At 35.0% G+C, this 26,789-nt stretch carries 21 protein-coding genes; 3 read left to right on the top strand and 18 right to left on the bottom strand.

What is annotated here, in order from left to right; translation table 11 throughout:
• Nucleotides 1-36: 36 nt before the first annotated feature.
• The 9 genes from pbpC to MK119_RS08545 form a co-directional block, all read right to left on the bottom strand.
• Nucleotides 37-2,334, bottom strand: a complete 2,298-nt coding sequence (pbpC, locus tag MK119_RS08585) for a penicillin-binding protein 1C (RefSeq protein WP_290677020.1) — start codon at nt 2,332-2,334, stop codon at nt 37-39.
• A gap of 222 nt (nt 2,335-2,556) precedes the next feature.
• On the bottom strand, nt 2,557-2,874 hold the full coding sequence (locus MK119_RS08580) for an antibiotic biosynthesis monooxygenase (protein WP_290677017.1): 318 nt from the start codon (nt 2,872-2,874) through the stop codon (nt 2,557-2,559).
• A gap of 1 nt (nt 2,875) precedes the next feature.
• The gene (locus tag MK119_RS08575; protein ID WP_290677014.1) at nt 2,876-6,160 is read right to left on the bottom strand and encodes a T9SS type B sorting domain-containing protein; all 3,285 of its coding nucleotides are present in this window, start codon (nt 6,158-6,160) and stop codon (nt 2,876-2,878) included.
• A 117-nt stretch (nt 6,161-6,277) separates the two neighbouring features.
• The gene (locus MK119_RS08570; protein ID WP_290677288.1) at nt 6,278-10,249 is read right to left on the bottom strand and encodes an MG2 domain-containing protein; all 3,972 of its coding nucleotides are present in this window, start codon (nt 10,247-10,249) and stop codon (nt 6,278-6,280) included.
• Nucleotides 10,250-10,281: 32 nt separating this feature from the next.
• Entirely contained in the window at nt 10,282-11,850 is a 1,569-nt protein-coding gene (locus tag MK119_RS08565) for an Ig-like domain-containing protein (protein WP_290677011.1), read from the bottom strand.
• Nucleotides 11,851-11,996: 146 nt separating this feature from the next.
• Nucleotides 11,997-13,037, bottom strand: coding sequence for an isoaspartyl peptidase/L-asparaginase family protein (locus MK119_RS08560; protein WP_290677008.1), 1,041 nt, complete (start codon nt 13,035-13,037; stop codon nt 11,997-11,999).
• Between the two features lie 442 nt (nt 13,038-13,479).
• Nucleotides 13,480-13,767: a hypothetical protein gene (locus tag MK119_RS08555; RefSeq protein ID WP_290677005.1), complete on the bottom strand. Its 288-nt coding sequence runs from the start codon at nt 13,765-13,767 to the stop codon at nt 13,480-13,482.
• A gap of 18 nt (nt 13,768-13,785) precedes the next feature.
• A complete protein-coding gene (locus MK119_RS08550) occupies nt 13,786-14,073 on the bottom strand; it encodes a class I lanthipeptide (protein ID WP_290677002.1) in 288 nt (95 codons plus the stop codon).
• An 18-nt stretch (nt 14,074-14,091) separates the two neighbouring features.
• Nucleotides 14,092-14,346 carry a hypothetical protein gene (locus MK119_RS08545; RefSeq protein ID WP_290676999.1) on the bottom strand — a complete coding sequence of 85 codons (255 nt, stop codon included), beginning with the start codon at nt 14,344-14,346 and terminating at the stop codon, nt 14,092-14,094.
• A gap of 171 nt (nt 14,347-14,517) precedes the next feature.
• Here MK119_RS08545 and MK119_RS08540 point away from each other — a divergent pair, with 171 nt between their 5' ends.
• The 3 genes from MK119_RS08540 to MK119_RS08530 all read left to right on the top strand — a co-directional run bounded on the left by MK119_RS08540 (nt 14,518) and on the right by MK119_RS08530 (nt 17,420).
• Nucleotides 14,518-15,060, top strand: coding sequence for a 3-hydroxyanthranilate 3,4-dioxygenase (locus MK119_RS08540; protein ID WP_290676996.1), 543 nt, complete (start codon nt 14,518-14,520; stop codon nt 15,058-15,060).
• A 16-nt stretch (nt 15,061-15,076) separates the two neighbouring features.
• Complete coding sequence (locus MK119_RS08535) at nt 15,077-15,778, top strand: hypothetical protein (protein ID WP_290676993.1); 702 nt, start codon at nt 15,077-15,079, stop codon at nt 15,776-15,778.
• Nucleotides 15,779-15,866: 88 nt separating this feature from the next.
• The gene (locus MK119_RS08530) at nt 15,867-17,420 is read left to right on the top strand and encodes an aldehyde dehydrogenase family protein (protein WP_290676990.1); all 1,554 of its coding nucleotides are present in this window, start codon (nt 15,867-15,869) and stop codon (nt 17,418-17,420) included.
• A gap of 169 nt (nt 17,421-17,589) precedes the next feature.
• On the opposite strand, the gene MK119_RS08525 is transcribed toward MK119_RS08530, so the two are convergent.
• The 9 genes from MK119_RS08525 to MK119_RS08485 form a co-directional block, all read right to left on the bottom strand.
• Nucleotides 17,590-18,360: a WG repeat-containing protein gene (locus MK119_RS08525; RefSeq protein WP_290676987.1), complete on the bottom strand. Its 771-nt coding sequence runs from the start codon at nt 18,358-18,360 to the stop codon at nt 17,590-17,592.
• A gap of 846 nt (nt 18,361-19,206) precedes the next feature.
• Complete coding sequence (locus tag MK119_RS08520; RefSeq protein ID WP_290676984.1) at nt 19,207-20,196, bottom strand: acyl-ACP desaturase; 990 nt, start codon at nt 20,194-20,196, stop codon at nt 19,207-19,209.
• Between the two features lie 33 nt (nt 20,197-20,229).
• Nucleotides 20,230-21,723, bottom strand: a complete 1,494-nt coding sequence (locus MK119_RS08515; RefSeq protein WP_290676981.1) for a nicotinate phosphoribosyltransferase — start codon at nt 21,721-21,723, stop codon at nt 20,230-20,232.
• A gap of 676 nt (nt 21,724-22,399) precedes the next feature.
• The gene (locus tag MK119_RS08510; RefSeq protein WP_290676978.1) at nt 22,400-23,035 is read right to left on the bottom strand and encodes a transglutaminase family protein; all 636 of its coding nucleotides are present in this window, start codon (nt 23,033-23,035) and stop codon (nt 22,400-22,402) included.
• A complete protein-coding gene (locus tag MK119_RS08505; protein WP_290676975.1) occupies nt 23,032-23,778 on the bottom strand; it encodes a metallophosphoesterase in 747 nt (248 codons plus the stop codon). The genes MK119_RS08510 and MK119_RS08505 overlap by 4 nt, the downstream gene beginning before the upstream one ends.
• A gap of 5 nt (nt 23,779-23,783) precedes the next feature.
• On the bottom strand, nt 23,784-24,383 hold the full coding sequence (locus tag MK119_RS08500; protein WP_290676972.1) for a macro domain-containing protein: 600 nt from the start codon (nt 24,381-24,383) through the stop codon (nt 23,784-23,786).
• Nucleotides 24,384-24,448: 65 nt separating this feature from the next.
• Nucleotides 24,449-25,354, bottom strand: a complete 906-nt coding sequence (locus MK119_RS08495) for an ADP-ribosylglycohydrolase family protein (RefSeq protein ID WP_290676969.1) — start codon at nt 25,352-25,354, stop codon at nt 24,449-24,451.
• Nucleotides 25,351-26,190, bottom strand: a complete 840-nt coding sequence (locus MK119_RS08490) for a Sir2 family NAD-dependent protein deacetylase (protein WP_290676966.1) — start codon at nt 26,188-26,190, stop codon at nt 25,351-25,353. The genes MK119_RS08495 and MK119_RS08490 overlap by 4 nt, the downstream gene beginning before the upstream one ends.
• On the bottom strand, nt 26,178-26,747 hold the full coding sequence (locus MK119_RS08485) for a 2OG-Fe(II) oxygenase (protein ID WP_290676963.1): 570 nt from the start codon (nt 26,745-26,747) through the stop codon (nt 26,178-26,180). Before MK119_RS08485 ends, MK119_RS08490 begins: the two co-directional genes overlap by 13 nt.
• Nucleotides 26,748-26,789 lie beyond the last annotated feature (42 nt).

Here is a 26,789-nt window from a genome sequence, read left to right as displayed (position 1 = left end):
ATCGTTATCTGAGTTTTTGAAATATAGAGAAAATAATTATTCTTGAATTTCAATAGTCCGTTTGGCTTCATTGCCCAATGCGTCTACCACTGTAATTTTGTGAATGCCAGTTTCAGGTTTTACTTCCATTTCATGAATGGTTTCGGTAGTTCCTAAAAAGGTTTCATCTATATACCAAAATACTTTTGTGTCTGGAATGGAATGCGCCAATCGTAAAATGACACCATTTTTGTTACCATCAAAATCTTTTGGAAGAAATACTTTTGTGGCTTCTTCAGGGTAAATAAAGTCCATACTTTTTTGAAACTCCGCAGTACAATCTTTTCGAAAAGGAGGCAAGGTTCGATATAGTGGATTTTTGTTTTGATAGTAATATTCCATCAAAGGAGGCAGCACAAACCAACTTTTGTGTACCATTTGACTCAATGGCTGACAAGAAGAGTTGACTTGATAACGCTCGTCCAAATCTAAATGCACTAACTTATGATATGGACACGGTTTTGTTTTCAATCCGCTTGTAGGAATAAATTGTTGTTGTTTTTCCACACATAACTCAGAAGCTCTGTAACCGCTTTGCGCACAAGTTTCAATTTCTACCAATTCATCATAAGGAATGTCAAACCATTCGCTTTTAGGCAGAATATCAAATACATCAAATAGAATAGGAGCAGCGGCAACTGTTCCAATCAATCCGGGACGACCTTCACCATCTGCATTTCCAACCCAAACACCAACTACATAATCTTTGGTGGTTCCAATGGCCCATGCGTCTCGAAAACCAAAACTTGTTCCTGTTTTCCATGCAATTTGCTTGCTAGAATCAAAAAATTCCCAGTTTTCTTCACCTTCTGGACGATTGACTTCTTTCAAAGATTCATAAGTTAAGTATATCGATCCTGCATCAAAGATTGTTTTTTCGGCAGCAAGCGAACCAAAATCAACGTTTTCATCCATCAAAAAAGTGGGTTCAGAAAATTCATTTGTAAAGTATTGACTCGAATTTTCTCCAAAATGTGTCAAGGTTGATGAAAAGGCAGCATACGTTTTACACAAATCCCATAAATTACTTTCAGCACCTCCAAGTATTAACGATAAACCATAATGATCGGCATTATACGATATATCTTTTAATTGTAATTTTTGCAAATAATAGTAAAATTTATCCAAACCAAATTGCTGCAACATACGCACCGCAGGAACATTCAACGAACGCGCCAATGCACGTTTGGCAGTTACAGCGCCATCATAGGTTTCCTTAAAATTCTTTGGATTGTAATTCCCAATTTGTGTTGGAACATCTACCACTAAGGTATTAGGAAGTAAATCGCCTGCATCTAAAATTGCGCTATACAAAAACGGTTTCATAATACTTCCTGTACTTCGCGGTTTGTGAATGATATTGACATCTTTTTGATGGGCTTTATCCGTTGGTGTATTGCCTACATATGCGAGTACTTTTCGAGTTTTTACATCCAATACCAAAACGGCAGCATTGTAAATTTGGTTCTGTTGCAATTCCTTATAATGTTTGGCAACAATCGCATTGGTTTCTTCTTGTAAATAGCTTTTTACAGAAGTCCGTATACGTTTTCCTTTGTGTGTTTCTGCAACTTTATCGAGCAAGTGTTTTGCAGTTTGTGGTAAAGCATAAGGCTTTTGAGGCAAAGATTCTTTAATTGCCAAATCATACGTGAGTTTGTCAATAATTTGTTGATCGAATAGTTTTTTGAGTAAGCGATTGCGCTTGTTTTTTAATCGTATTTGATTCTTTCCAGGATAAATCAAACTTGGAGCATTGGGTAACACAGCTAAGGTTGCATTTTCTGCCCAAGACAATTCTTGTGGCCTTCTTCCAAAATACCGCCAAGCTGCAGCATCCAATCCAACGACATTTCCACCAAAAGGCGCGTGTGAAGCATAAAGCTTTAATATTTCATCTTTGGAATAGCAAAACTCCAAGCGTGTCGCCAAAATGATTTCTTTGACTTTCTCTATATACGTACGTTTTTTTCCTTTTCGAGCTAAGCGAATGACCTGTTGTGTCAAAGTACTTCCACCACGTTGTACTTCTCCTGAAGTGATGTTTTGCCACAATGCTTTTGACATGGAAACTGGATTAAAACCAGGATGACTGTAGAAATAGGCATCTTCAAACTGTATGATGCAGGTTTTAAATTTCTCTGGAACAGTATTTAACTGAGGAAATCGCCATTGTCCATCATCCGCAATTTTTGCGCCTAATAAAATGCCTTCTTTGCTTTCAATAACCGTGGAGGTTGGTACATCAAATAAAGTTGCTGGCAAACAGAAATAGTAAGCAATCAACAGTATCATGATGATGGCTGTTTTTATTCTGTTGTTCTTTATTTTGTTAATGATGTATTTTAGCATTTCGTTTCATCTGTGTACGTCAGATCGAGCGTTGAATCTGTGATTCGTTATATCGAAATCTACTTTGGTATTTGTATTACTTTTATATTTTCACAGTATTTCTCAATACATTTTTTCTTCATTTCATAATAAAAAAACACTCGAAGTGACGTTAGAAATTTTTAATTAAAAACGTTCTTTAAAACTATACTCGCGTTCTACTTTGCAGATTTTTACATTATAATACGCATACCAATCTTTGATGCCTTTTCGTTGTGCTACCAAATGATCGGTATGTTGTTTCCATTGCTGAATCGCTTCTAAACTTTCCCAATAACTTATGGTAATTCCAATTGCATTTCGAGCGCTATCAATGCCTATAAATCCGGGTTGTTGTTTGGCTAGATTTTCCACGTGTGCTGACATTTCCGCATAACCTTCTAAGTTTTCGGTTTGAGTTGAGGTGAAAATGACCGCATAATAGGGTTTGAAATTGGTTTGCATGTTATAGAATTAAAGAAAAACTTCCAGTGTAGGATTGCCCTTCGGCGGTTTCAAATTTATACCAATAATCACTACTTGGCATCAATCGTCCTCTATAAGTACCGTCCCAACCAGGTATTTGTCCTGGTCTAAAATAATAGAGCAATTTTCCATAACGGTCAAAGATATACATGGTGGATGTTTGTTGTACTATTGTAGAAATGCCTCGTACATTCCAGGTGTCATTTGCTGCATCGCCATTTGGCGTGAAAAATTCAGGAAATGAAATATTTGTAATATCTACAACCGTATCATAACACCCAGGATCTATGAAAAAGTTGCTAGTACTAGTACAGCCATTTTCGTTGGTAACTGCAACAAAAACCTCCTGTATGTCATTGATGGCGTAAAAGATTGGGTCAACGGTATTAATGCCTTGCTGAGCATCTGCTTCCGATAGGAAAAACTCTGTTGTGTAATTTGTATTGCCAGTCGTAACAATTAGTGGATAACCATCATTTAAATTGAAAAATCCATCATTATTGGCGTCAATATAACAATCTGTCAATAGACGTGCACCTGGTGAATTTACAATAGGTTCCGTCGTTGGACTTGTTAAAATTTCAATAGTAAACTGCGTGGTTTCAAAACAATTGGTAACAACATCTTCTACACGTACATGAATCGTTGCTTGTTGCGAAGTCAAGATATAGTCGGTAGCTAGTGCATCAGTATTAGTATTGGCATCATTTGCGGAAGCATGATACGATACCTCTACATTCTGCGTAACGCCTTGCAATAGTTCCGCTTCTACTTCAGTGAGATTGAATACAAGTGAATTTTCATTTTCACAACGTGTTAAATTGCTCGGCATTGTAATCCCCAAATGTTCTGGAGTAATTACTTGAAACTGAACTATAGCAAAACAAATTGAGATCGTATTTTCTACACGCAAATATATAACATCTTGATTGCTCTGTGCATCATAATTTGTATTTATAGCATTTGTATTGGTATCTGCATCCGCTTCCGTGGCATGGTAACTAACGTTTACTGTTGCCGTCACATTTTGCAATACTTCACTCTCTACTTGTGTCAAATCAAAAAGACCATTATTTTCATTTGGACATTGAATAAGGTCGCTCGGTGTGGTTACTTGTGGAATTTCACTTTGGATGATGTCAAATTGTGAGGTCACAAAACAATTAGTATTGGTAGTATTTTCTACCCGAACATAGATCGTTTCCTGACCTAAAGGAATTTGATAATTCGTAGGAATTGCATCGATACCTGCGCTGGCATTTGCCTGACTTGTATGATATGTAACTGTTACTGCATCAGTCACATTTTGCAATAATTGATTCTCTACTTCTGTGAGATCAAAAACACCATTGTTTTCATTATCACATTGAATAAGATTATTGGGCATTGTTAATTGTAAATTTCCATTGCGAATAATCTGGAATGAGGCAATTTCAAAACATTCAGTATTGATGGTACTTTGTACGCGTACAAAAATAGGAACTTGCCCCACGGCAATTTGATAATTTGTACTGATCGGATTTACAGCAATAGAAGCATCTGCCAAACTAGCGTAATACGAAATTGTAACAGGCAGTGTATTATTTTGAAGCAACTCAGCTTCTACTTGTGTCAAATCGAAGAAACCATTATTTTCATCTTCACATTGGTTGATGTCACTCGGAATTGTGATTTGTGGATTTTCGCTGAGCGTCACGGTAAATTGTGTGGTTTCAAAACATTCAGGACTGGCTGTGCTTGCCACTCGTACATAAATGATTTGTTGTCCCAGCGTTGCCTGAAAGTCTGAGCTAATAGCATTTGTGCCTGTAGCCGCATTTCCAGCAGTTAAGTGGTATGTTGTACTCACTGTAATGGTGTTATTCTGAAGCAGTTCGGTTTCAACCTGAGTCAAATCAACAATGCCGTTATTTTGGACTCCACATTCTATGACATCATCTGGTGTTACAATAATAGGAGCTGCATTTACCATAATCGGAAACTGACTCGTCGCAAAACAATCATCGTTTATATTTTGCACTCTTACATAAATTGTTTCCAGATTTTGTGTTGTTGTATAATTAGAGTTAATAGCATTGGTATCAGCAATTACATCTGCTTCTGAATTGTAATAGCTAACCGTTACTGGATTTGTTACATTTTGTAATAATGTTGCTTCAACATCTGTTAAATCAAACATAAAAGTCCTACTTCCACCATCACAAAAAGCAATTCCTGAAGAAGTTGTTAAATTAGGAACTGTATCTGTAATTGTAATATTGACTTCAACCACTTCAAAGACTCCTGTAACAGTATTTATGACTCTTACATAGACTGTTTGCATACCTTGTTGTGTATTTGTCCAGGTGTCAGGAAGCGGATTTACATTATTGTTAGCATCTGACAAGCTCACATGAGTAGTAGCTTCAAAATTAAAAGCTTCGTGTAATCCTGCTGCACCAAACCAGGAACCATAAGTAAAATCATTTGTAGCGATGGTTGTCAATGTGAATGAATCTAAATCTATTCGATATAGTTCGGAAGTTGTTACGCCATAGAGTTGTCCGAGTTCACTAGCCAGTCCAAAAGTAGCTCCAAGGATTGGTCCTAAATCTATATGAGAAATATAATTAAAAGCAGCATCAATGGTTACTTCATACAATCGCACACCTCCACTGATAGACCACGATATATACATTTTATCACCTAATATTACAAAATCGCCACTCGGTGAACCACTACCGAAATTATGCCATATATACGGAGGACTCATTTCGTCGCTATCGTATCGGTATACGCTACTACTATTTTCACCACCATAATATAAATTCCCTTGAGTATCAAATGATAAAGAGTTGGTGCCTGGAGTGATTCCCACATTTGGAAGTCCGTTGGTTACACATGTGGTATTGTCTATAGAAAATATATTGGTAAAATTAGTTGCATAAATGACTTCATTTTCATCTACGGCAACATCTGATAGCGGGACTGAAAGGTCACATATAACTTGTGTGGTTTGAGCGCCAAGAAGATCATTTATTTGAATAATATATCCTGTGGATGTAGAAATTACAATAGCTTCTTCAATAGCGCCGCCACCAAAACCCTGTAATACTTCATTTTGAACGCTTAAAATATCTACTTCTACAAAACCATCATCATCGCAAATCACAATATCTATAGGATTCATCATTTCAGATGTTGACCTAGAAATTGTGTAGTTAGGATTTCCTGAAAAGGAAAAAATTCCCAACACAATCATACATCCTATTTTAAATTTTGACATAAACTTTTCGTAATATTTCTTTTTTTCGTTTGCGGGGAAAATATTCTATAAAATCTAGGAATTTCGGCTGTTAACGAAGATACTTAAACTTTAGTAATTTTTTTTGGCGTTTATAAATTATCTTACAACTTCAATCCATTGTCCTTTCGTACGTACAAAGAAATCATTATCATACATTGCTTCTGCCTGCACGCCCGGTAAATAGTATTTTCCTAAATAGGAAGCATTGAGCAGTACATTAAAAGTCTTTGCTTTTCCGCGTGGCAAATCGAAATAGAAATTCACACGATCGTCTCTAATATCTGTATGTCTAGCTTCGCTTGAAGGCGTGTTTCCATAGTCAGTAAAACGTGTATTCACAATTTCCCAACCTGATGGGAATATTTCTGTTAATGCAATGTCTCCTACAAATTCTGGTTTATTGTTTGAAACCGTTACGGTTGCCATAAAATCGGTTCCTTGTGTTAACTTAGAAACATCAATCGTGTTTCCTGCTTTGTCTTTATAGGTGACACGAATATCCAAGTTGCGTTTTTCGGCTAATTCATCGCCCAATGGCAATTTACCGGTGCTCAACACACTTATAAACAATACATTATTTTCCTTGTTTTCTATTTGAACAGTATTGCTTCCTTTTTGAATGGCTAAATCGCGTTGTGCAATGGCTTTTGTGGTTTGAATGGTTTGTGGAGTTTTCCCATTAAGTGCATATTGCATTTTGATATTTTTTCCACCGTTTTGCGTTACCATTTTACCCATTGCTAATAAACTATACGCGGTAGTTTGTGTACTCATCCAACGGTTTGAAGACAGTTCTTTGGCAATTGTTTTGGCAAGATCAATCATTTTTTGATTTTTTAAAATTACCATTGTTTCCATTGCCATGGCGCGATTTCTATCTACAGAACCATAGGTATAATCATAACGATTGTTAGAAGGCGTAAAATTAATATTTGCTGATTTTGCAATTTTTTCAGCAGCTTCTTTTTGTGAAGCCAATGCATAGGCTGCTGCCAATCGCCATTTGGCATCGTTTGATAAATTATTGGTTTCACGCAATCGGTTCATAGACGCTAAATCTGGATGACCTGCTAAAGCCAAGGTATACAATCGATAGGCTTGTGTTAAATCATCATTGTAATAACGATTGTTGTTTCGCCATGAACGCGCTGCATTTTGCTGATAGTTGATCCACTGATTCATAAATGTCAATGGCAATGTATACCCTTTCTTTTCAGCTTCAATCATAAAATGACCTGCGTAATTTGTTCCCCAATCGTTTACAGAACCTTCCCCAATCCAATAGCTCATACCACCGTTTGGACGTTGGAAATGTGCCAAACGCTTGATTCCTTTTTCTATGTTTTGATTGATTTCTCCTCTTTTCTGAGTTGTCAAATCAAAAATATCTGCTAAATACAATTGTGGAAATACGCTCGAAGTCGTTTGCTCAACACAACCGTGTGGATAACGAATTAAATATTCCATACGAGCCGTAAAGTCCATTGGTGGCAAGGTTGAAAATTCTACGGTAGCTGCATTGCTTCCAGCCACACCAAAAGTATCGAATGAAAGTGTTTGTGATTCGTTTCCTTGTAATGTCAATTCATGTACTTTCTTGGTGATTGGATTTGGATTTTCTACATCCAGTTCCACTTTATAAGAAGCTTTTTCACCATTTCCAGAAGCCAATACTTCTATAGTTTGAATGCCTTTAATTTCGCTCACATCCAAGTCAAAATACACCATTTTTTCATCAGGTTTGCTGAAGCTGATGGATTTGGTTTTACTTCCAATCACTGAAATTCCGTTTTGTAATTTCAGCTCTAGCGATACATTTTTTACCTTATTTTCCATGGCAAAAACAGTGACTGGTAAGGTAACTTTCTCGCCTGGACTTAATTTTCTTGGTGCAGTTGCTAAGACCATCAATGGTTTTTTTACTTGTGATGATTTTTCAGCATTTCCATACGCTTGTGTTTTTGTATCACCTGCAACTACCATGGTACGGACTGCGCCAATATAATTTGGCATTTCTATATCGTGTGATTGTGTTTGTCCTGCTTTTAGTTTGAATGGTCCTAAATATTTTACCACAGGTTTGAAACGATTGGCTTTTTTGTTTTTAGCACCATTTCCACCATCGCCACCACCAATCGCAAATACTTGATCAATATCTCCGCTAAATGCGCCAATGATGTCATCGTAAATATCCCAAGTACGTACGCCAAGCGCTTGTCGCTGATAGAATACATCCCAAGCATTTGGTGTTTTAAATCGTGTTAAATCTAACAAGCCTTCGTCTACAACGGCAATGGTATAGGTCATTGCTTTTTTGTTTTCTTCACTGACTTTTACCGTAAACGATTGTTCTGGACGTAAAGTTTCTGGCATTGAAATTTTAGGTTTGAGAATCGTTGCTGGATTTTCAACCATAATCGGAATGACACCATATAAACGAATTGGTAGATCGTTGGAAATATTATTGTGTTTTTGTACTAAGGAAATGCTTACAAAGACATTCGGCGCCATATCGTCCATAATTGGAATAGTAGTTGTCGTTTGTTCTTTGGTAGTCTTTACCCATTTAGTACTGAGTACTTCGGTACCATTTTCTACACTGATCAATGCGCGTCCACCTTTTCCTGACGGGAATGTAATGGTTGCTGTTTCACCAGCGTTGTATTTGTCTTTATCTGCTGAAAAAATCAACATTTTGGCAGATTCTGAATTACCATCATAGCTTTTGCGCCACCAGTTTTTGTAGAAATAAGCGGTTCTTCCTGTAGCGTGTCCACTTTTTGGATCAGAAATGTGAATTAAGTAACGCCCACGATCTATATCTGGAATATTTAACTTAAAACTTCCTTTTCCATTGGAGTCTGTATTGACCGTAAATGTTCGATAGCGTTCGTGATAGTTACTTCCTGCATACGATGATAAATCTTCATACGAAGAACTCCACCACCAACGCCAGTTGATTTCATAAATTTTCACCTTTAATCCATTGCGTTTTATTGGATTTCCACGATCGTCAACAGTTACAATTTCAAAGGTATTGTCTTCATCTGTATAGAAAGAACCGTATTGTTTTGGTTCAGGTGATTTTAGACCAATAAACGAAGTGTATGGTGCAAAATCTTTGGAGAAAGCATCAATAGAGAAATCGCCACCATTTTCATACACACGTGTTAAAAACGAAGCTCGCAACATGCCCGGGGCATTTTTTTCTACGTTTATTTTTTTGGAAATATCAACGTCTCCTTCCTCGTTGAGTTGTCCTTTGAACATGACAAATTCTTCCGTATTGAAACTTCGCGTAGGATCGTTGAATTCATATTTTGGGAACTTTTTGAACGATGTTTTTGTACTTGTTAATCTTACATTGACTTCTGCTTTTAAGTTTTTTGCTGGTGCACCGTGTAACCAAGCAGCGTTAAGTGTTCCTTCAATAGGTCTGGAATTGGCTAAAATTTCATCATCAAAATCAATATTGATCTTTAAACGATTTGGTTTTACCGTTTCTATTTTGAGCGTTTTGGAGAAATTGACACCTCCAACACTTACATTGGCTTCCCAATTTCCAGTTGGCGCTTCACGATCTGTTTCAACGGTAAACTTATAGAAGTCGTTTACACTTTGTGTTTGAATGTTTTTATAAATTAATTTTCCACGTGCATCCGTCACTTCCATTTTTACTGGATGATTTTCTGGAAGGTGATTTCCAGCATCATTTAATACAAAAGCTAAGTGTAAGCTGTCACCAGGTCTCCAAACACCACGTTCTCCGTAAATATAACCGTTGATGCCTTTTTTAATCTTTTTTCCAGCCACATCAAACTTACTCATGGACAATGCACCACCATCGTTCAGTTTTACATAAGTGATTTGATTGCCTTTGGTTACGGTTGCGAAATAAGCGTTTTTATCGCCATCAATAGTAGTTAAACCTTCTGAATCTGTCTGTTTTGAAGCAATTTCTTGTTGTTGATAGTTGTATAGCGTTACTTTGGCATTACTCACAGGATCAGTCGTAATAATATCGCTTACCGCAAAATAATACGATTTGTTGCCGCCACTTTTTACAATAACACCTAAATCAGATGCTAGAATGTTTGCAGTTAGGAAACGATCTTGTAAATAATACGATTCTGTACATGGATTTTCACGATCATCCCAATTGTAACGATAGTTTCTAAAGCCATAAATTTTGTTGTCCCAGTATTCTTCTCGTTTTCGTCTTCATCTTCACGATTTTGATAATAGCCACCACGCGAACTTGGTCTATGATTTGTTTTTGTATCGCCTTCTTCACATGTATAGAGTGAATATGCTCTTTTGAATCCAATTTCTACTTGATAAATAGCGCCAGGTTCTGCTGAAAATAATGTTGATAAATCAATCCCGTATGTTTTCCATTGTCCGTCATTTTCACCATCATTTTCAATTAGATTGATCGTTTTTTTAGCAATACGTCGTCCTACTCTTTTAATGTTGTACCTGTCAATTTCGTTAAGACTATTTTCTTGTAAAAATTGCAATACATTGTCTTGATATATTTTGATAATACGAACGTCAACCGCCTTTAAGTTCATTGCTTGTAAGTTGTACGTTAGGTTTTTTGAGTTTGGTAAAATGATACCTTTACTAACTTCTTGGAGCTGTGGTTTTTGTTGTTCAAAAGAAATTCTTTTTCTGTAGTTGATTTTGAGTTTGTAATCGTCTTTACTCTTGATACCAGGAAATACTTCTATCATTGTAATTCCTTTGATTCTATTTTTAGGATAAACATTTAGGATATTTCCATCAACGGCGTATGTGATGTTTTTTTGATCTTTAATGGTAACCAAGCCAGCAAAGTTTTGATTCTTTACTAATGGATCTGTAAAGTTAATACTTACTTTTTGCTCTGGACTTTGCGAAACTTTTACATCAATGATAGAAAAGTTGTTTTTTCCAGGAATGGTATAATATGTTCCGCCTTTTGCTTTAGAAAGAATTGGAGTTCCTGTCCATGAAATTTTGACTTCAGAATTATTGTCTAATCGGTTGATACTGTCTATGGTGAACTCATAGGTTGTATTGTTCAGTACAGAAGGTTCCCATTTGATGTTGAGTGTTTTTCCATTTTGTGTAGCAGATATTAATTCTGATAATTTTTCTGCTGGAATAAAATCTGCAGCGCGCAACGTTCCATTTAAATATTGCCAATCTTTTGAATAGGATTGTAAGTCGTTTGTAGTGACAGAAAAATTAGGTGTGACCGTTTTAAATACAAACGTATAGGTACTAAATTCTTTCTTTACATCTTCATAAATATCTTTAAGATTCACTGTTACTGAATACTCTGTGTCTGGTTGTAATGGCGCATCTGGTTCAAAGCGCAAGGTTTTGTTATTTTGTACAAGCAATTTTCCAGCTACTTTTGGACTAATACTGATGAGATCTGCTGATATTTCTCCTGAATCACCTACGTTGGGAAGTTGTTTTTGCAAGCCAATGATAATTGGTTCTTTTACTGAAACTGTTCCTGCTGTTGTTTGATAAATATAGTCTTTGAATTCAAAAATATTATCTGCTTCAGGATTTCCTGTATTGCAGGAAAAAAAGCTAAGAAATACACAAAATAGAATAAAAACGGTAGTGTTGCGCATGATGGTTTTTGTTGTAAAATAGACAGACTTTCTCATAATATTGGTGTTCTTTGAGTATTCGTTAGGATATATCTAGCATTCGTGTACTCTTTTCTAGCGAACGTTGTTAACTAACATTCGCTTCAATTTGATGTAAACAAAAGAATAAAATCATTCTTGTTTGTATGTTGAACTTGTGTTAATTATTCTTTATAAATTCCAACAGTAATTGTTCCTTTTTCATCAACTTTTGCACGGTACATGCCAGGTGTGTTAAATTCTGCTACTAAATTTCCTTTGGCATCTATGGCAATAATTCCGCCATCGCCGCCCATGTTTTTTAGTTTGTTTTGTACTACTTCTTTGGCAGCTTCTTGCAAAGACAAGTTTTTGTATTCCATCATGGCAGAGATATCATGAGCAACCATAGCTCTGATAAAATATTCTCCATGACCAGTACTGGAAACCGCACATGTTTTGTTATTTGCATAGGTTCCAGCGCCAATAATTGGAGAATCTCCAATACGATTCCACTTCTTATTGGTCATTCCTCCTGTAGAAGTTCCAGCTGCTAGGTTTCCGTTTTTGTCTAGAGCTACACAGCCTACAGTTCCATATTTATAATCTTTGATGTACGGATCAATGTATGCTGCTTTGTCTTTTTCACCTTGTTTTGCTCTTTGTAATGATTTGAAACGTTTTTCTGTGAAAAAATAACCTGTATCTACTACTTCTAGTCCTTGTGCAGCAGCAAATTCTTCCGCACCTTTTCTAGCCAGTAATACATGATCTGAGTTTTCCATTACTTTTCTAGCTGCAGAAATAGGGTTTTTCAAATTCGTTACACCAGCAACAGCACCAGCATTTAATGTTTTTCCTTCCATGATAGAAGCATCCAATTCATTGTGTCCATTATTGGTAAAAACAGCACCTTTTCCTGCATTGAATAAGGGAGAGTTTTCTAAAATATGAATGGTTTGTTCTACAGCATCTAAACTAGAGCCGCCTTTTTGTAAAATTTCATACCCTTTTTTGGCGGCTTTTTTTAATGTTGCTTCGTATTCTGCTTCCAATTCTGGTGTCATATTTTTTTTCAATATGGTTCCAGCACCACCGTGAATTACCAATCCGATAGTATTTAGAGGTTTTGTATCAACTTTTGGAGTTTTTTCTTCCGAAGATGTAGTTGTACAACTAGCGATTAAAAAAAAGGAAAATAGCAGTATAAGTGCAGATTTTTTCATGAGTATCAAGATGATTGATTAGTGTTCTTAAATGTACACAATTTCAAGAAGGAAAATCGGTTGTTTTTCAGATATTTATTCACAAATTGAACCAAAAAAAGCTCCAAAATGTACTTCTGGAGCTTTGAATTATGTAAGTTTTAAAAACTAACAACCTTTAATACCTGGCATTGTTTTAATTGAATCACAGAGACAGACTGTATTTCCCGATGGACAATTTACTGTTTCAGGTGGACAATTTGACGTATTACAACCATTGGTACCTGACGGACAGGCATTGGTTGGACAATTGTTAGTGCATTGCATGGTTTCAATAGAATCGCATGGATTCGATCGAAGACCACCGTAAACATTGCTTATTTGATTGAATGAAGCAATTTTTGATTTATGAATTCTTAATTTCTATTGAATCTTTCTTTTTTTGATGATTTTCATTCAAAGATTATGCTTCACAGATTCTTACAGATTCCAAACCGCAAGCTAAATCCATTGTTCCAGGACATGGAATATTGATTGTTGGACAGTTAGTGTGCCATGAAGGCTCACAGTAGCATGCAGTGTATAATTCACTTACCCAAGTACAGGTGAATAAATCTTGTGTTGCTCCACAACCTCCTGGATCAATTGTACATGTTAAGTGTGAAGCTGGAGCTCCACCTTTTATATCTCCAAGTTTTGAAATTTGTTTTTTCCCTAGAGAAAGCTTTTTATTAAAATTCTTTTTTTTCATGATTTCAAATTATTAGGGTTACGCATCACAAACTATGTTTGTATTTGGAGAACATCCTGGTTGCTCTGTATATCGGCATGGAATATTAACAGATCTCTCACAGTTTCCTTGCCAAGAAGGAGGACAGGTACATGCTGTGTATAATTCACTATGCCATGTACAGGTTTTGATTAATTGACTGGTACAATTTCCTCCACCTACAGTACACGAAATATGTGAAGCAGCTGCTCCACCTTGTACGTCATCAAGTTTAGAGATTCTTTTTTTTCCTAAGTCTAGTTTTTTGTTGAAATTCTTTTTTTTCATGATTTTAAGTTTTTTAGATTAAGGTTCGCAAGGAATATTTACAGATTTTTCACATGGAAAATTAAATGACTCACAGCCAATTCCTTCAGAAGGAGGGCAACATGCAGAGTATAATTCACTAATCCAAGTAGTAGTTGTACAATTCACCAAATCGATTGTGAATGCACATTCTCTAATGATCCTTGTTAAAGGAATTGGAGAAGGTCCGCCACCATTTAGCTTTGAAATGGAGGCTTTTTTAAGCGATAACGCTTTTAACTTCTTTTTTTTCATAATTGGTTTTGTTTTTGGTTAAAAAAAAAAGATATAGAATAATACACTCAACAAAGTACGGTTTTCCCTTACTTAACACTTGTATGTCAGTAAGTTATTGGCTTATCGTAATGTAGATGATTTAGAGATGATAAAAAATGCGTAATTTTAAACTCTAAAATTCTAATGAAAATGGCTATACAAAAACCGTTTAACCTTAATCAGTGGGTTGAAGAAAATAGAGAGTTATTAAAACCGCCTGTTGCCAATAAAAATTTATATAAAGAGGCTGGTGATTATATTGTGATGATTGTTGGTGGACCAAACGCACGAAAAGATTACCACTATAACGAAACTGAAGAACTATTTTACCAATTGGAAGGAAATATAGAAGTACACATTCAGGAAGATGGTGAAAAGAAAACGATGAAATTAGGTCCTGGTGATATGTATTTGCATCCTGCAGGTGTACCACATTCACCTGTGCGTCATGACAACTCTATTGGATTGGTAGTAGAGCGCAAACGAAAAGGAACTAATTTAATGGATGGTTTGCAATGGTACTGTGACAATTGCAATCATAAATTACATGAAGTGAAGTTTCCATTAGTGGATGTAGAAAAAGATTTTTTAAGTCATTTTAAAACATTTTATGCTTCAAAAATATTACGTACATGTGATAATTGCGGAACAGTAATGCCAGTTGATGAACGATTTACAGCTGATGAAGACTAAATTCTTTTTTGTAAGCATGAGCTTCATACTATTAGTAGTAGTATGTTCATGTAGACCTGAATTGACAGCTGAAGAGGTGCTTCAGAAATCTTTAGATGCTCATGGAGGAAAAGCTTTATGGGAAACCCCAAAAGTTTTGATTTATGAAAAAACCACTACGTTCTATGATAGTTTAAACAAGTTTGAAAGTGTTAAGAAACAAACATTTCACAATACTTTACAGCCCACGTTTACCTCAAAGGTAAAATGGATGGAAGAAGATGTTGAAAAACGAATAGTCTTTGATGGAAAAGACACATTTGTATTTACGGATGGATATCAAATAACAGACGATTCAGTAGTAAAAGCCGCGCACAAAGAAATCATGGGAGCGCAGTATATATTATGGCAACCATACAAATTATTTACGGATGAAGCTACTTTAGAAAATGAGGGCATTGTTCGACTAGAAGATAAAACAGATGCATACATGATTAAAGTTACGTATCCTTATAGTGATACAATTTGGTGGTATTATTTTGATCTCAATACATTTATTCTAAAAGAAAATTTAATTCAACACAGTAAAACAACCTATAGTCAAATTGTAAACATACAACAAGAAGAAACTACAGGCTTACGATTGCATCAAGATCGAAAAAGCTTCAAAATAGATACAGGCAAAGACCATAAATACCTTCGTGCGACATATCATTACAAGATCTTAGAATTGAAATAATAAACCGCACATTGTGGACTAAAAGATTGGTATAATTATGCTATCTTCGCAGAAATTTAACAAAAGAACTAAAAAAAGTTATAAATAAATGGGAGCAGTAACTACTGATTTTGGAATCAAAGAAGCTTTAGCAACGCTGGGCTTAAAAGATATCAATGAAGGAACTTCAACAGGTTCAAACAATTTCTCAAATGGAGAATTGATTGCATCGTATTCTCCAGTAGACGGAGAATTGATTGGAAAAGTAAAATCTTCAACAAAAGAAGATTATGAAAAAGTGATGGAAGCTGCCACTTCAGCTTTTAAAACTTGGAGAACGATGCCAGCACCACAACGTGGAGAAATTGTGCGTCAGTTTGGAGAAAAATTAAGAGAGAAAAAAGAAGCACTTGGAAAATTGGTTTCGTATGAAATGGGGAAATCATACCAAGAAGGTTTAGGAGAAGTTCAGGAAATGATTGACATCTGTGATTTTGCAGTTGGATTATCACGTCAGTTACACGGATTAACAATGCACTCTGAGCGTCCTGGGCATAGAATGTACGAACAATACCATCCACTTGGAGTTGTAGGAATTATTTCTGCATTTAACTTCCCAGTAGCCGTTTGGTCTTGGAATACAGCGTTGGCATGGATTTGTGGTGATGTATGTGTGTGGAAACCATCTGAAAAAACACCAATGTGTGGGGTAGCCTGTCAAAATATTGCCGCTGAGGTTTTTGCTGAAAATAACTTGCCAGAAGGAATTTCTTGCTTGGTAAATGGAGATTATAAAGTTGGAGAGTACATTTCTAAAGACACACGCATTCCATTAGTATCTGCCACAGGATCAACTCGTATGGGTAAAATTGTAGCGAAGGAAGTTGCAGGACGTTTAGGAAAGTCTTTATTAGAATTAGGAGGAAACAATGCAATCATTGTTACACCTGATGCTGATATTAAGATGACCGTAATTGGAGCTGTATTTGGAGCAGTTGGAACAGCAGGACAACGTTGTACTTCTACTCGTAGATTAATTATCCACGATTCTATTTATGATAAAGTAAAAGATGCAGTTGCAGATGCTTACAAGCAATTACGAATTGGAAATCCACTGGATGAAAACAATCACGTTGGACCGCTAATCGATAAGGATGCTGTAAAAATGTATGAAGTTGCTTTGGAAAAAGTAGTAGCAGAAGGAGGAAATATTGTAGTTGAAGGTGCTGTTTTAGAAGGAGAAGGATATGAAAGTGGATGCTATGTAAAACCTGCAATTGCAGAAGCTGACAATTCTTTTGAAATTGTACAACACGAAACATTTGCACCAGTACTATACTTATTAAAATACAGTGGTGATGTAACCAATGCAATTGAAGTACAAAATGGAGTTGCACAAGGATTGTCATCAGCAATTATGACAAACAACTTACGTGAAGCAGAACGTTTCTTAAGTCACGGAGGTTCTGACTGTGGAATTGCAAATGTAAATATAGGAACGTCAGGAGCTGAGATTGGTGGTGCTTTCGGTGGAGAAAAAGAAACTGGTGGCGGACGTGAGTCTGGATCAGATGCTTGGAAAGTATATATGCGCAGACAAACAAATACTATTAATTACACTACAGAGTTGCCTTTAGCACAAGGAATCAAATTCGATCTGTAATCATTATTCAGTTTATACCATATAAAAACCGCTTCTTAAGAAGCGGTTTTTTTGTTGTTTTTTAAAATTAGTAGGATCAAATTAATTAATACATATTAACCTCAAATTTATCCTTTACCACATTAGCTATTTTATATTGTAATAGTTAATGAAAACGGTGGTTTATTAATTAATTTGTGGCTAAACTAGTACGATCTTGCTTAACTTTTTTCTTGCCTTTTCGAAATGGCTCTACATTGTCATAAATTGGAGCGACTACGATTTCACCTTTCTTATTTATAAACCCAAATTTCTCGTTATTGAGACTGATTTTTGCCCAACCTCTTTTATAGATATCAAAATCACCAATTTCCGAATATAATGGTTCTAAAACAATTTTTCCAGAATTATCAATAATACCATAATTACCGTTTGATACAATTATAGACCATCCTTTACGAATCAAATTGAATGGTTTTATTTCATCGTATTTACAGTCTACAACTAGTTTCCCTGTTCTATTTATAAATCCATAATATGAATTTTTATTGACCAATGCCCAGTCAGAGTGGATCGTTCCGAATTTCTGAATCTCATCATACGATGGCTCAACAATACTGTAGCCATCTTTATTGATAAAACCATACTTTCCTTTGTGTCTTACTAATGCCCAATCCTTATAATATTCATCATAAGAGCCAATACTTTCGAATTTTAGTTCTACAACTTCTTTTCCTGTCTTATCAATAAATCCAAACTTTCCATCATATCCGACTTTTGCCCAACCGTCTCTGGTATAGTCAAAATCATCAATAAAATGATATTTAGGTTTTACAATTTCTATTCCGTCCTTATTTATAAGTCCATATAAATTGTTGCTTTGAACAATAAACATCTCTTGGCTCGATAGTGTATTTATCATTAAAAATGCGGCTAATAACATAAGTAAATTTCTTGTCATAATTTTGTGATTTGGTTTCTCAAATCTAATAAAAAAATCCATTAAATGCATTATATGTCGATGAAATGCATACTTAAAACGGTTTTAGATATATTTACTTACATTACATGAAGCTAGAGTATTTATTAATTTTAAATAAATCAGTTCGTTATAATTTTTGCTCGGATACTGCCTTTTTTTGTTGATTCTTGTATTTTGCAATTCAAATATGAATGCAACTCTAATACCCTATAAATAGTCGTATCAACCTTTATCATGTTTTGAAAATCCCTTTTTATTCATACTAAGGTTTTGACCATGAATCTCTTTTTCAGAAATCTTTTATACAGGAATATATGAGAAGCTTTATTAGTATTTAATACAACAGTTACAAACCGATCATTTTTTTCATAATTTCAGTTTTAATCGCCTTCTTTTTTGTGATCACTTATTTTGTTCTATCTCTTGGATTTATGCAATTCCTGTGTACTAAAGTATTTTAATCTACTAAAGAAAGTAACATCATTAGGGTAAAATACGCATTATTTTTGTCAAAAACTTTATGATATGTGTTCCAAGTTAAAGTTGTTTGAAAAAATCATGAAGTTAGTGATGGTCAAGTGTTTCCCTCTATTTGAATATATATTCATGTTCTATCATTTTCAGTTTACCTACGCTATTATAGTGATAATCATTCACGAATAAGGGTAATCTATAAAAGTATATCCCTTTGATAGTTGACAAAACAAACGCTTGTAAAATAATAAAGTAAGGCCAAAAAAACTTTTAGGGCTTTTTTGATAGGATTTTTAATATTTTGGTGCGTTATTTTAAAAAAACAAAGTACTTAAAATTTTCATTCATGGATTAAAGCATTCCATTAGCTTCTACCCATTTGAATTTTGTAATATCTTGTGGAATGGCTACGCGTTCTGCAATACGTGTCATACGATCAGGTAACTTCATGATATAGTCGCGCGCTTTTTCTGCCGCAGTATTCAATCCGTTTAGTTGATCAATCTCCCAATATGAAATTAATTTTCGCATAATATTAATATAATCATGAGTTGTATATACACCTAAACGTTGAGCAGCATTTGAGAAGTTTTCAAAAGCAGAGCCTATAGCTTCTCCTGATTCGCGTACAAATTGAGCTGGCATGACAATTTTTTTACGCATCATATCTTCAAAGGCAAGCATCATTTCGCTTGGATCATATTTGAGGATTGTTTTTACAAATTCTCTGTAGGCTAAATGGTGTCGCATTTCATCTCCTGCAATCATATTACACATTTTTCCTAAAAGTGTATTTCCTTTTTTCTTTGCTAATTGTCCTACGCGTTTGTGAGATATATTTGTTGCTAATTCTTGAAAACTCGTATATATAAAATTTCGGTACGGATCGTTTGCCGTGCCAATATCAAATCCGTCGTTGATCATATGTTGCGTTGTCATTTCTACTTCTCTCATGTCTACACGACCCGATAAGTATAAGTATTTGTTTAACACATCTCCGTGACGGTTTTCTTCTCCTGTCCAATGACGAATCCAGCGCGACCAGCCATCTTTTCCATGTTGATTTACACCTTGCATGTCCATTAACCAAGATTCATAAGTTGGTAGGGCTTCTTCAGTAATAGTATCTCCCACTAAAACTACCCAAAAATCGTAACCTAATTCTTTGGCTTCTTCTCGAATTTGATAGACCTCTTCAAAGAATGTATCTTCTTGAGAGTTTGGCAAAAAATCTGTGGGTTGCCAAATTTTTTCTACAGGCATTAAGTATTTTTCCATGAAACTATCGATTTCTTTTTCAATAGTTTGCAAGACTTCTAAGCGGATATTTTTTATAGACATTGATGGTAGTTTGAGTGGACAACGAATTTACTACTAAATATCTAAAAAAGTATCAGTATTTACATAATTAACATTTTGCATTGATTTTGAAATAACTCTCCTAATTTCTCGTAAAGATTGTTGTTTAAGTAATTCCCCATTTTTGAAAACTGTGGTTAACAAACCTTCTTTTTCTTCTTCAATAGAACATTCATCTTTATAGCTTAAATTCTCATTTTCAGTATACAATTGAATCAAACCTTTTGCTGATTTTTTTGTACCATCATCCGTAATTGGATCTTTAAAAATAGCACGACCTTCACCATTAATTTCTACATAAGTAGCTTTCATTGCAAATCCAAAGGTATCACGTGTATTGTATTGATAGGTAAAACTTCCAATTCCCAAAACCACATTGGTAGAAGCAAATCCTTTTTCTTTTAAGCGTTCACAAATTTGTGTAGCTCTTTTCATGGTAATACTATCACCATATATAGCACCAATTTTAGGGTTTAATACTTTGTATCCTTGTGAATTGATTGTTCCGCCAAACTCATCCCATAACAACTCAATAACACCTTTTTGAATGACTGGATTTTCATGAGTACATCCACAAATAATATCTACTGGATTTCCAGAATCGGGACGAATCACCAATTTGCCGTCGCGTTCTAAAATTTCCTCTTTGAGTTCTGGTAAATATTCAGTTAATACTTTCCATAAATCCCAAGTATCTGAAACTACTGAAAGAATTCCTGTTGGATAGGTGTGCAGTAACCGTCTAAACGTTTGAATTTCGTCGTCTTTACTTCCAGCACACATTACGCTGTGTTCGGTAGCATTCACGCTTCCAATCACTAGTTCTTTAGTGACGTCGGTATTGTAATATTTTTCTAAATTCATAGTTACAGGCAGCGTATCACTTCCTGTAAACGATAAGGCATGTCCCATTCCGCTCAAAATAGAAGATTCAATTCCTGACATTCCACGCATCGAAAAATCGTGTCCTTGCCAGTTGATGAAGTCTATATTTTCTTCATCAGTTTCTTGAGCATATTTCGTTAAAATTATTTTGTATTGTTTTGCAATGGTAGCCGAAGTACATGGCTGCCAAATAATGTTGGAAAGGAGTGTTTCTAGATAATTAGTGATCCAGAAAAATTCAGGAAGTGTATTCACTACGGTGAACATGGGTACACGAATTGGAACTTCGGTTCCTTCAGGTAGGGCTTTAATTTCAATAGGCAAATAACCTAAATCGTGTAATGCTTCTATGTGTGAAATATCGTAATCGACACCTAAATAATGATCGACATATTTTTTGTATTCAGTAATCACCTGTTCTTTTGGTTGGTTGAAAAATTCAGTATTGAATTGTTTGATAAGGTATTCTTTTATGAAGTATTGTAGTCCAAAAAAGACAACGCTGTCAATGCCTTCAATTCTACTTTTACGCGGTGTCCAATTTGAATATACTTTCGTAGTTCCTTGTGGATATTGTTCTTTGTGTCCGAGTTTGTAACCGTCTGTAAGCAATAAAGGATTCATAGGAATATTATTTTGCGTTATATATACGCAAATTTAAAACATTTTTTGAAATTGCAAAATAATTTGGTGATTTATTTGATGAAATTACAGTAAATGAATGTTTAAAATAAACTTGAAATTGATTTTTTTATTCTGGACTAGTTGCTGATTTTACTATTATAAATCATGGATTCCTGCCTACGCAGGAATGACATCAACGACATGTTAACAAGGAGCTTATTTTGAGATTCGCTCTTCTTTCAATATGCCAAAAACCAAAGCTCCAAAATATAGAAAGCTTCCAAATTACATATTCAAATCAGTTTTATGCCTTTTAAAACTTTCCAAGAAAAGATACATACAAACTCCATAAAAGATTGCATTTATAATGTATAACCAGACGGCTTTATTGATCCATTTTCTTTTGAATGTAAGTATTAATTGAGTTAGAATAGCAGCATAAATAACGGGAAATTTGATCGTATAACCGAACACTTGAAGATAGTCATAATCATTGGTCAGTTCTGGCCAGGCATTTTTAAATATTCCTGAGTCTTCTATGCTGCCATGAACTTTATTTCCAAAATTCAAATCCCAAAGATATCTATAACTCATCTCCCATAAGGGGAAAAATAATACTACTATAAAAATGAGGAGTAGGAAGATATCTAGTTGCCTTTTTTTCACATTGAAATTATTAAAGCTTAAACTCCGTAATGTTTTCATCGGTGTCAAAGATATGTGGATAATGTTCTTTGATATTTTTTCGCATGAAATCTAATGGAACATCTTCAAAATGACCGTAATCATCTGTATATTGCATAAATAAACTGCCTTCGTTGTTGTATTGTTGTAAGAAGGAATTGTTTTCGCCATCAAATTCTAAAGGAGCTACTTGAAATCGTTCACATAAAGAAGCATTGAATGCTGGCGACATTTTTAACCATGTATCATTCAAATATGCATTGACCATTCCGTGTGGTGTGAGTTCGTTGGAACCAAATTTTTCCGTCAATCGTTCTGTAGCGATATGATTTTTGACCTTTCCTAAATGCAATCTAGCAGGAATTCCAACGGCTCGTAAACAAGCAATCAATATGATAGATTTTTCTACACAATTTCGACTAGGTTTTTGATCAATAGTACTTGCACGATAGTTTTCTTTGGAAAAGCTAATGCTGTACGGATCGTATTTCCAATCGTCACGTACTTTGTTATACAATCCAATTGCTTTTTCCTTATCTGAGATGTTATTATTTTTGTAAGATGCTATTTGTGTTTGAATAATTTCATCTTCAAAATCAAAATAGTATGTTGGTGTTAGATAGTTCATTTTCTACGAATTACACGCATTTTATTTCTTCCTTTTTCGTCAGGATACAAATCTGGAAGCGGATCACTTTGCCAAAATTCTTTGGTATCAATGTCTAAGATAGAAAGTTTTCCTGTAAAAGCTGCTCCTGTGTCAACATTCCAAACATTAATTCCATTCATAGGAATATCCTTTTCATAGCGAAGCGTTGGCGTATGTCCAATATAGATTTCATGAAACAATTTTAAACGATTTGGATATAAATACGAATGTTTTTGAATTCGTTTATCCATGACCAATGCCATTTCCCACAAGGTTCTGTCCCAAGAATAATTGGTTTGATAGACTTCTCTTTCTGGACCATGCATGGATGAAAAACCTGCATGAATAAAGAGTCGGTTTTTTTCATCTACATAATAATTCTGTAAGTTGGTGTAAAAAGAAAGGTGCTCTTCTTTAATACAGTCAACACGTTCATAACTCTCCATTGTTTCTTTTCCGCCTTGCATATACCAAATATCACTAATACGATCTTCAAGCAACCATTCATGACACCAAACATCGTGATTTCCACGAATGAAAATACATTCCTGTTTTGTATTAAGTTCGATTAAAAACTCTACTAATTCAGCAGTTTCACTCCATCCATCTACATAATCACCTAAAAAAATTAGGGTATCATCAGTGGTCACTTTAGCGCGTTCTAATACCTGCGTTAACGCTCTAAATCCTCCGTGTATATCTCCTATTGCGAGTGTTCTCATATTTTTTAATAGTCCCAAATGAGACCTTTTTTATTTAATGTGTTTTGAAATTTTTGTGCTTCTCCGAAGTTTTTAAATTTTCTCTTTTTATTTAGAATGATTTCCTCATAAGCTAAATACATTTGTTTAGCGGCAATATCAAAAGGCATTTTTCCGCAGCCTGTACACAAACCCGGAATGCTTACAGATTGTATTTGGGCGTTATTTTTGCAAGCAATCATAATGGCTTTCATGGCTAAATAGGCATTGACAGAAGTATCAATATTAAAACTCATAGGAACTCTCATTGTTGGAGCTACAATTAAGAAAGGAATTTTTTCATCTCCAGTTTCTAGCGTAATTGATTTACCTATTAGCAATTCTCCTTCTGGGGAATTGTAAATTTGCTTTTGTAAAATATCTTGCAAATGCCAACCAAATCGTTCCGATAAAGCATAGTCCAATCCGCCATCCATAAATCCAAACGAATTTGCAGGACTTACAATGGCATCAGAAGAAATTTGAGTAATATCACCTTTGATCAATTCCACATTTGTATGGTTTGAAAAATGATGTTCCCAAGCTTTCTCTAATTCTTCCTCTATATAAACGAGCTTTATTTTCATTTTTGAAAATTTGCTATTTGTGTTTAATTTTTATCTAAAATACTGTAAAAAATTACTAAAATGCTTCAATTTGTGTTTGATAACTTATTGATAACCTCTTTTAAATTTTTATAGCCATTAAGTGGTTTTATTTTGTCTTCTAATATGACTGGAATATTTTCAATACCGACATAAACTCCCATGATTTGTCCAGCAATGGAACAATTGGTATCGGTATCGCCACCAACAGCAATGAGTTCCTCAAAAATACTAGTTATGGATTGTGACTTTATTTTTTGAGCAGCAAAAATTGCTAACGGAACTGAATTTACGACATAGCCATTGTTTCCTAGTTTTCCAATTTCTGAGATTGATTTGTGTTCTAATTCACACAAGGCAATCAATCGATCTTTCACATTAGTGTCTGGTAATTGTGGAATTATACAATCTAACAGAGAATTACCTTTCCAAGTGTTTTTTAAAATTTCTCGAATGCTTAAAACAACAGCCAAAGCACCTACATACGCTTCTTCATTTTGATGTGTGATATAGCTTATTTCTCGAATACGATCTCTAGAAATATCTTTTAAAAAAGCCAATGGAGCTATTCGCATCGCACTGCCATTTCCAGCGGCAAATTCTCCTTTTCTTCCTGTTTGACTCCAATGCATGCCTAAGTTTAGTTCTTGTAAAGCTTTCAAAGTAGCAGCTCCGATTCCGTAAATACCTTTTTCATTATAATATCTCAAAACGTATTTGACCATTGTTTCCGGAGCTGCTGTTGCATCTTCAATTAAAGCTTCGCAGGTTGCTAAAGTCAGTTGTGTATCATCAGTAAATTGCCATATTTTAGGCTTCTCGGGTTCTTTGAAAAGATAAAAAGCTTTTTCATCAGGAAGTGGTTGATTTTCATACGCACTTCCCCAAGCATCACCAATGGCACCTAACATGATACTTCCTTGAAAGCGACTTATCCTAGTTTTTTTAATCATAAACTCACATTACATGCTTCTAGAGCTTTATGAAACTCACTCAAAAATTCATCACTAGTCATTCGGTATGAGAGCGCTCGTTTTTTATCTTTTGTAAGACGCGTAATATTATTGTCTTCCAAGTTAACATCTAAGATATAACCGCCGTACTGAAGCGTTTGCTCAATCAATCGCAATGGTAATGTTGTGGCGCCTGAAGTTCCAATTACGATTAGAATTCCAGTGTTTTTGGCAATCTTCATTGTTGTGTCTACTTTGTACAAACGCTCATTATAGTATTCGTCAAACCATAAAATATTAGGACGTAACAATCCACCGCATTTTGGGCATTCTAATTTTTCCCAAGTTTCCTCTGGAATTTCTTCATAAATGCGATCTAAGGTAATATCTTTTGGATATAAATACACGGCTTTTGAACATTCTAAGGAACAGCGAACCAATCGCATGTTTCCATGAATTTCAAAGATTTTTGTTCCTGAATTTCCTGCACGATGATGCAATCCGTCAATATTTTGCGTGATGATAGAAAAGTCTTCTGGAATTAACTGCTCAATATCAACCAATAATTTATGTGAATTGTTGGGTTGTGCTTTTTCAAACATTCCTTTTCTAAACAGGTTGAATTGCCAAACTTCTTCTTGATTTTTACTAAAATATCTAAACGTTCCAAACTCTTCAGGCCTATGAAATTTGGTGCCTTTTACCCAAATTCCGTCCGTACTTCTGTAGGTTGGAATTCCGCTAGCAGCAGACAATCCTGCTCCTGTTAAAAATGTGATTTTATTTCTTTTATCTTTTTGAAAATTCTCTTTTAATATTTCTCTTAATTTCTCCATGATTCCTCAATTTTAGGAATGTATTTGTACATAATATCTGTTCGATGTACGTATTTTGTTCCGCTTTTTAACAAAGCTCCTTCATGACGTAAGCCGTGAAGAAATAGTAACGCACTTCCTTTTTTAGGGCGAATCGTAGTTCCAGATCGAAATACGGTTTCTCCACCTGTGAAATCATCGTTCAAATATATGAGAAAGCTATATTGACTTGCTTCTGTTTCGTTGCGTCGATAGCTTCCATCTCTGTGCATTTTGAACCGATGTCCTATTTCATATTTATAGAAGCGCAGCATTTCATTTAAACCAAAGGCATGACTATATCCAATTTGTGCAGGAACATACGCTTTGATCTTTTCCCACAACACTTCTGCATAGGCTTCATCTTTATACATCACACGCAAATTGTTTCGAACATTGGTCATCAAGACTTGTTTTCCATGCAGATTTACTTTCGCTGCTTTATATCCTCTTTTCTCACTTTTGGCAATCATTCTATCGCATTCCTCATGAGATAGAAAGTTGTCAATTGCGTATATGTGATCTTCTAGTTTTTGCATGATTTTATTTCTTTCTAAAAATTCCTGTCTCAGAACTATCTA

Origin of the sequence: Kordia sp., assembly GCF_022447245.1 — a bacterium.
Taxonomy (GTDB): domain Bacteria; phylum Bacteroidota; class Bacteroidia; order Flavobacteriales; family Flavobacteriaceae; genus Kordia.
This window is presented reverse-complemented; position numbering and strand designations above follow the sequence as displayed.

Bases quoted from the DNA above. Each gene is read 5' to 3' on its own strand.
- pbpC (WP_290677020.1), bottom strand. From the start codon at position 2,334: ATGATACTGTTGATTGCTTACTATTTCTGTTTGCCAGCAACTTTATTT.
- MK119_RS08580 (WP_290677017.1), bottom strand. From the start codon at position 2,874: ATGCAAACCAATTTCAAACCCTATTATGCGGTCATTTTCACCTCAACT.
- MK119_RS08575 (WP_290677014.1), bottom strand. From the start codon at position 6,160: ATGTCAAAATTTAAAATAGGATGTATGATTGTGTTGGGAATTTTTTCC.
- MK119_RS08565 (WP_290677011.1), bottom strand. From the start codon at position 11,850: ATGAGAAAGTCTGTCTATTTTACAACAAAAACCATCATGCGCAACACT.
- MK119_RS08560 (WP_290677008.1), bottom strand. From the start codon at position 13,037: ATGAAAAAATCTGCACTTATACTGCTATTTTCCTTTTTTTTAATCGCT.
- MK119_RS08555 (WP_290677005.1), bottom strand. From the start codon at position 13,767: ATGAAAAAAAAGAATTTTAATAAAAAGCTTTCTCTAGGGAAAAAACAA.
- MK119_RS08550 (WP_290677002.1), bottom strand. From the start codon at position 14,073: ATGAAAAAAAAGAATTTCAACAAAAAACTAGACTTAGGAAAAAAAAGA.
- MK119_RS08545 (WP_290676999.1), bottom strand. From the start codon at position 14,346: ATGAAAAAAAAGAAGTTAAAAGCGTTATCGCTTAAAAAAGCCTCCATT.
- MK119_RS08540 (WP_290676996.1), top strand. From the start codon at position 14,518: ATGGCTATACAAAAACCGTTTAACCTTAATCAGTGGGTTGAAGAAAAT.
- MK119_RS08535 (WP_290676993.1), top strand. From the start codon at position 15,077: ATGAGCTTCATACTATTAGTAGTAGTATGTTCATGTAGACCTGAATTG.
- MK119_RS08530 (WP_290676990.1), top strand. From the start codon at position 15,867: ATGGGAGCAGTAACTACTGATTTTGGAATCAAAGAAGCTTTAGCAACG.
- MK119_RS08525 (WP_290676987.1), bottom strand. From the start codon at position 18,360: ATGACAAGAAATTTACTTATGTTATTAGCCGCATTTTTAATGATAAAT.
- MK119_RS08520 (WP_290676984.1), bottom strand. From the start codon at position 20,196: ATGTCTATAAAAAATATCCGCTTAGAAGTCTTGCAAACTATTGAAAAA.
- MK119_RS08515 (WP_290676981.1), bottom strand. From the start codon at position 21,723: ATGAATCCTTTATTGCTTACAGACGGTTACAAACTCGGACACAAAGAA.
- MK119_RS08510 (WP_290676978.1), bottom strand. From the start codon at position 23,035: ATGAACTATCTAACACCAACATACTATTTTGATTTTGAAGATGAAATT.
- MK119_RS08505 (WP_290676975.1), bottom strand. From the start codon at position 23,778: ATGAGAACACTCGCAATAGGAGATATACACGGAGGATTTAGAGCGTTA.
- MK119_RS08500 (WP_290676972.1), bottom strand. From the start codon at position 24,383: ATGAAAATAAAGCTCGTTTATATAGAGGAAGAATTAGAGAAAGCTTGG.
- MK119_RS08495 (WP_290676969.1), bottom strand. From the start codon at position 25,354: ATGATTAAAAAAACTAGGATAAGTCGCTTTCAAGGAAGTATCATGTTA.
- MK119_RS08490 (WP_290676966.1), bottom strand. From the start codon at position 26,190: ATGGAGAAATTAAGAGAAATATTAAAAGAGAATTTTCAAAAAGATAAA.
- MK119_RS08485 (WP_290676963.1), bottom strand. From the start codon at position 26,747: ATGCAAAAACTAGAAGATCACATATACGCAATTGACAACTTTCTATCT.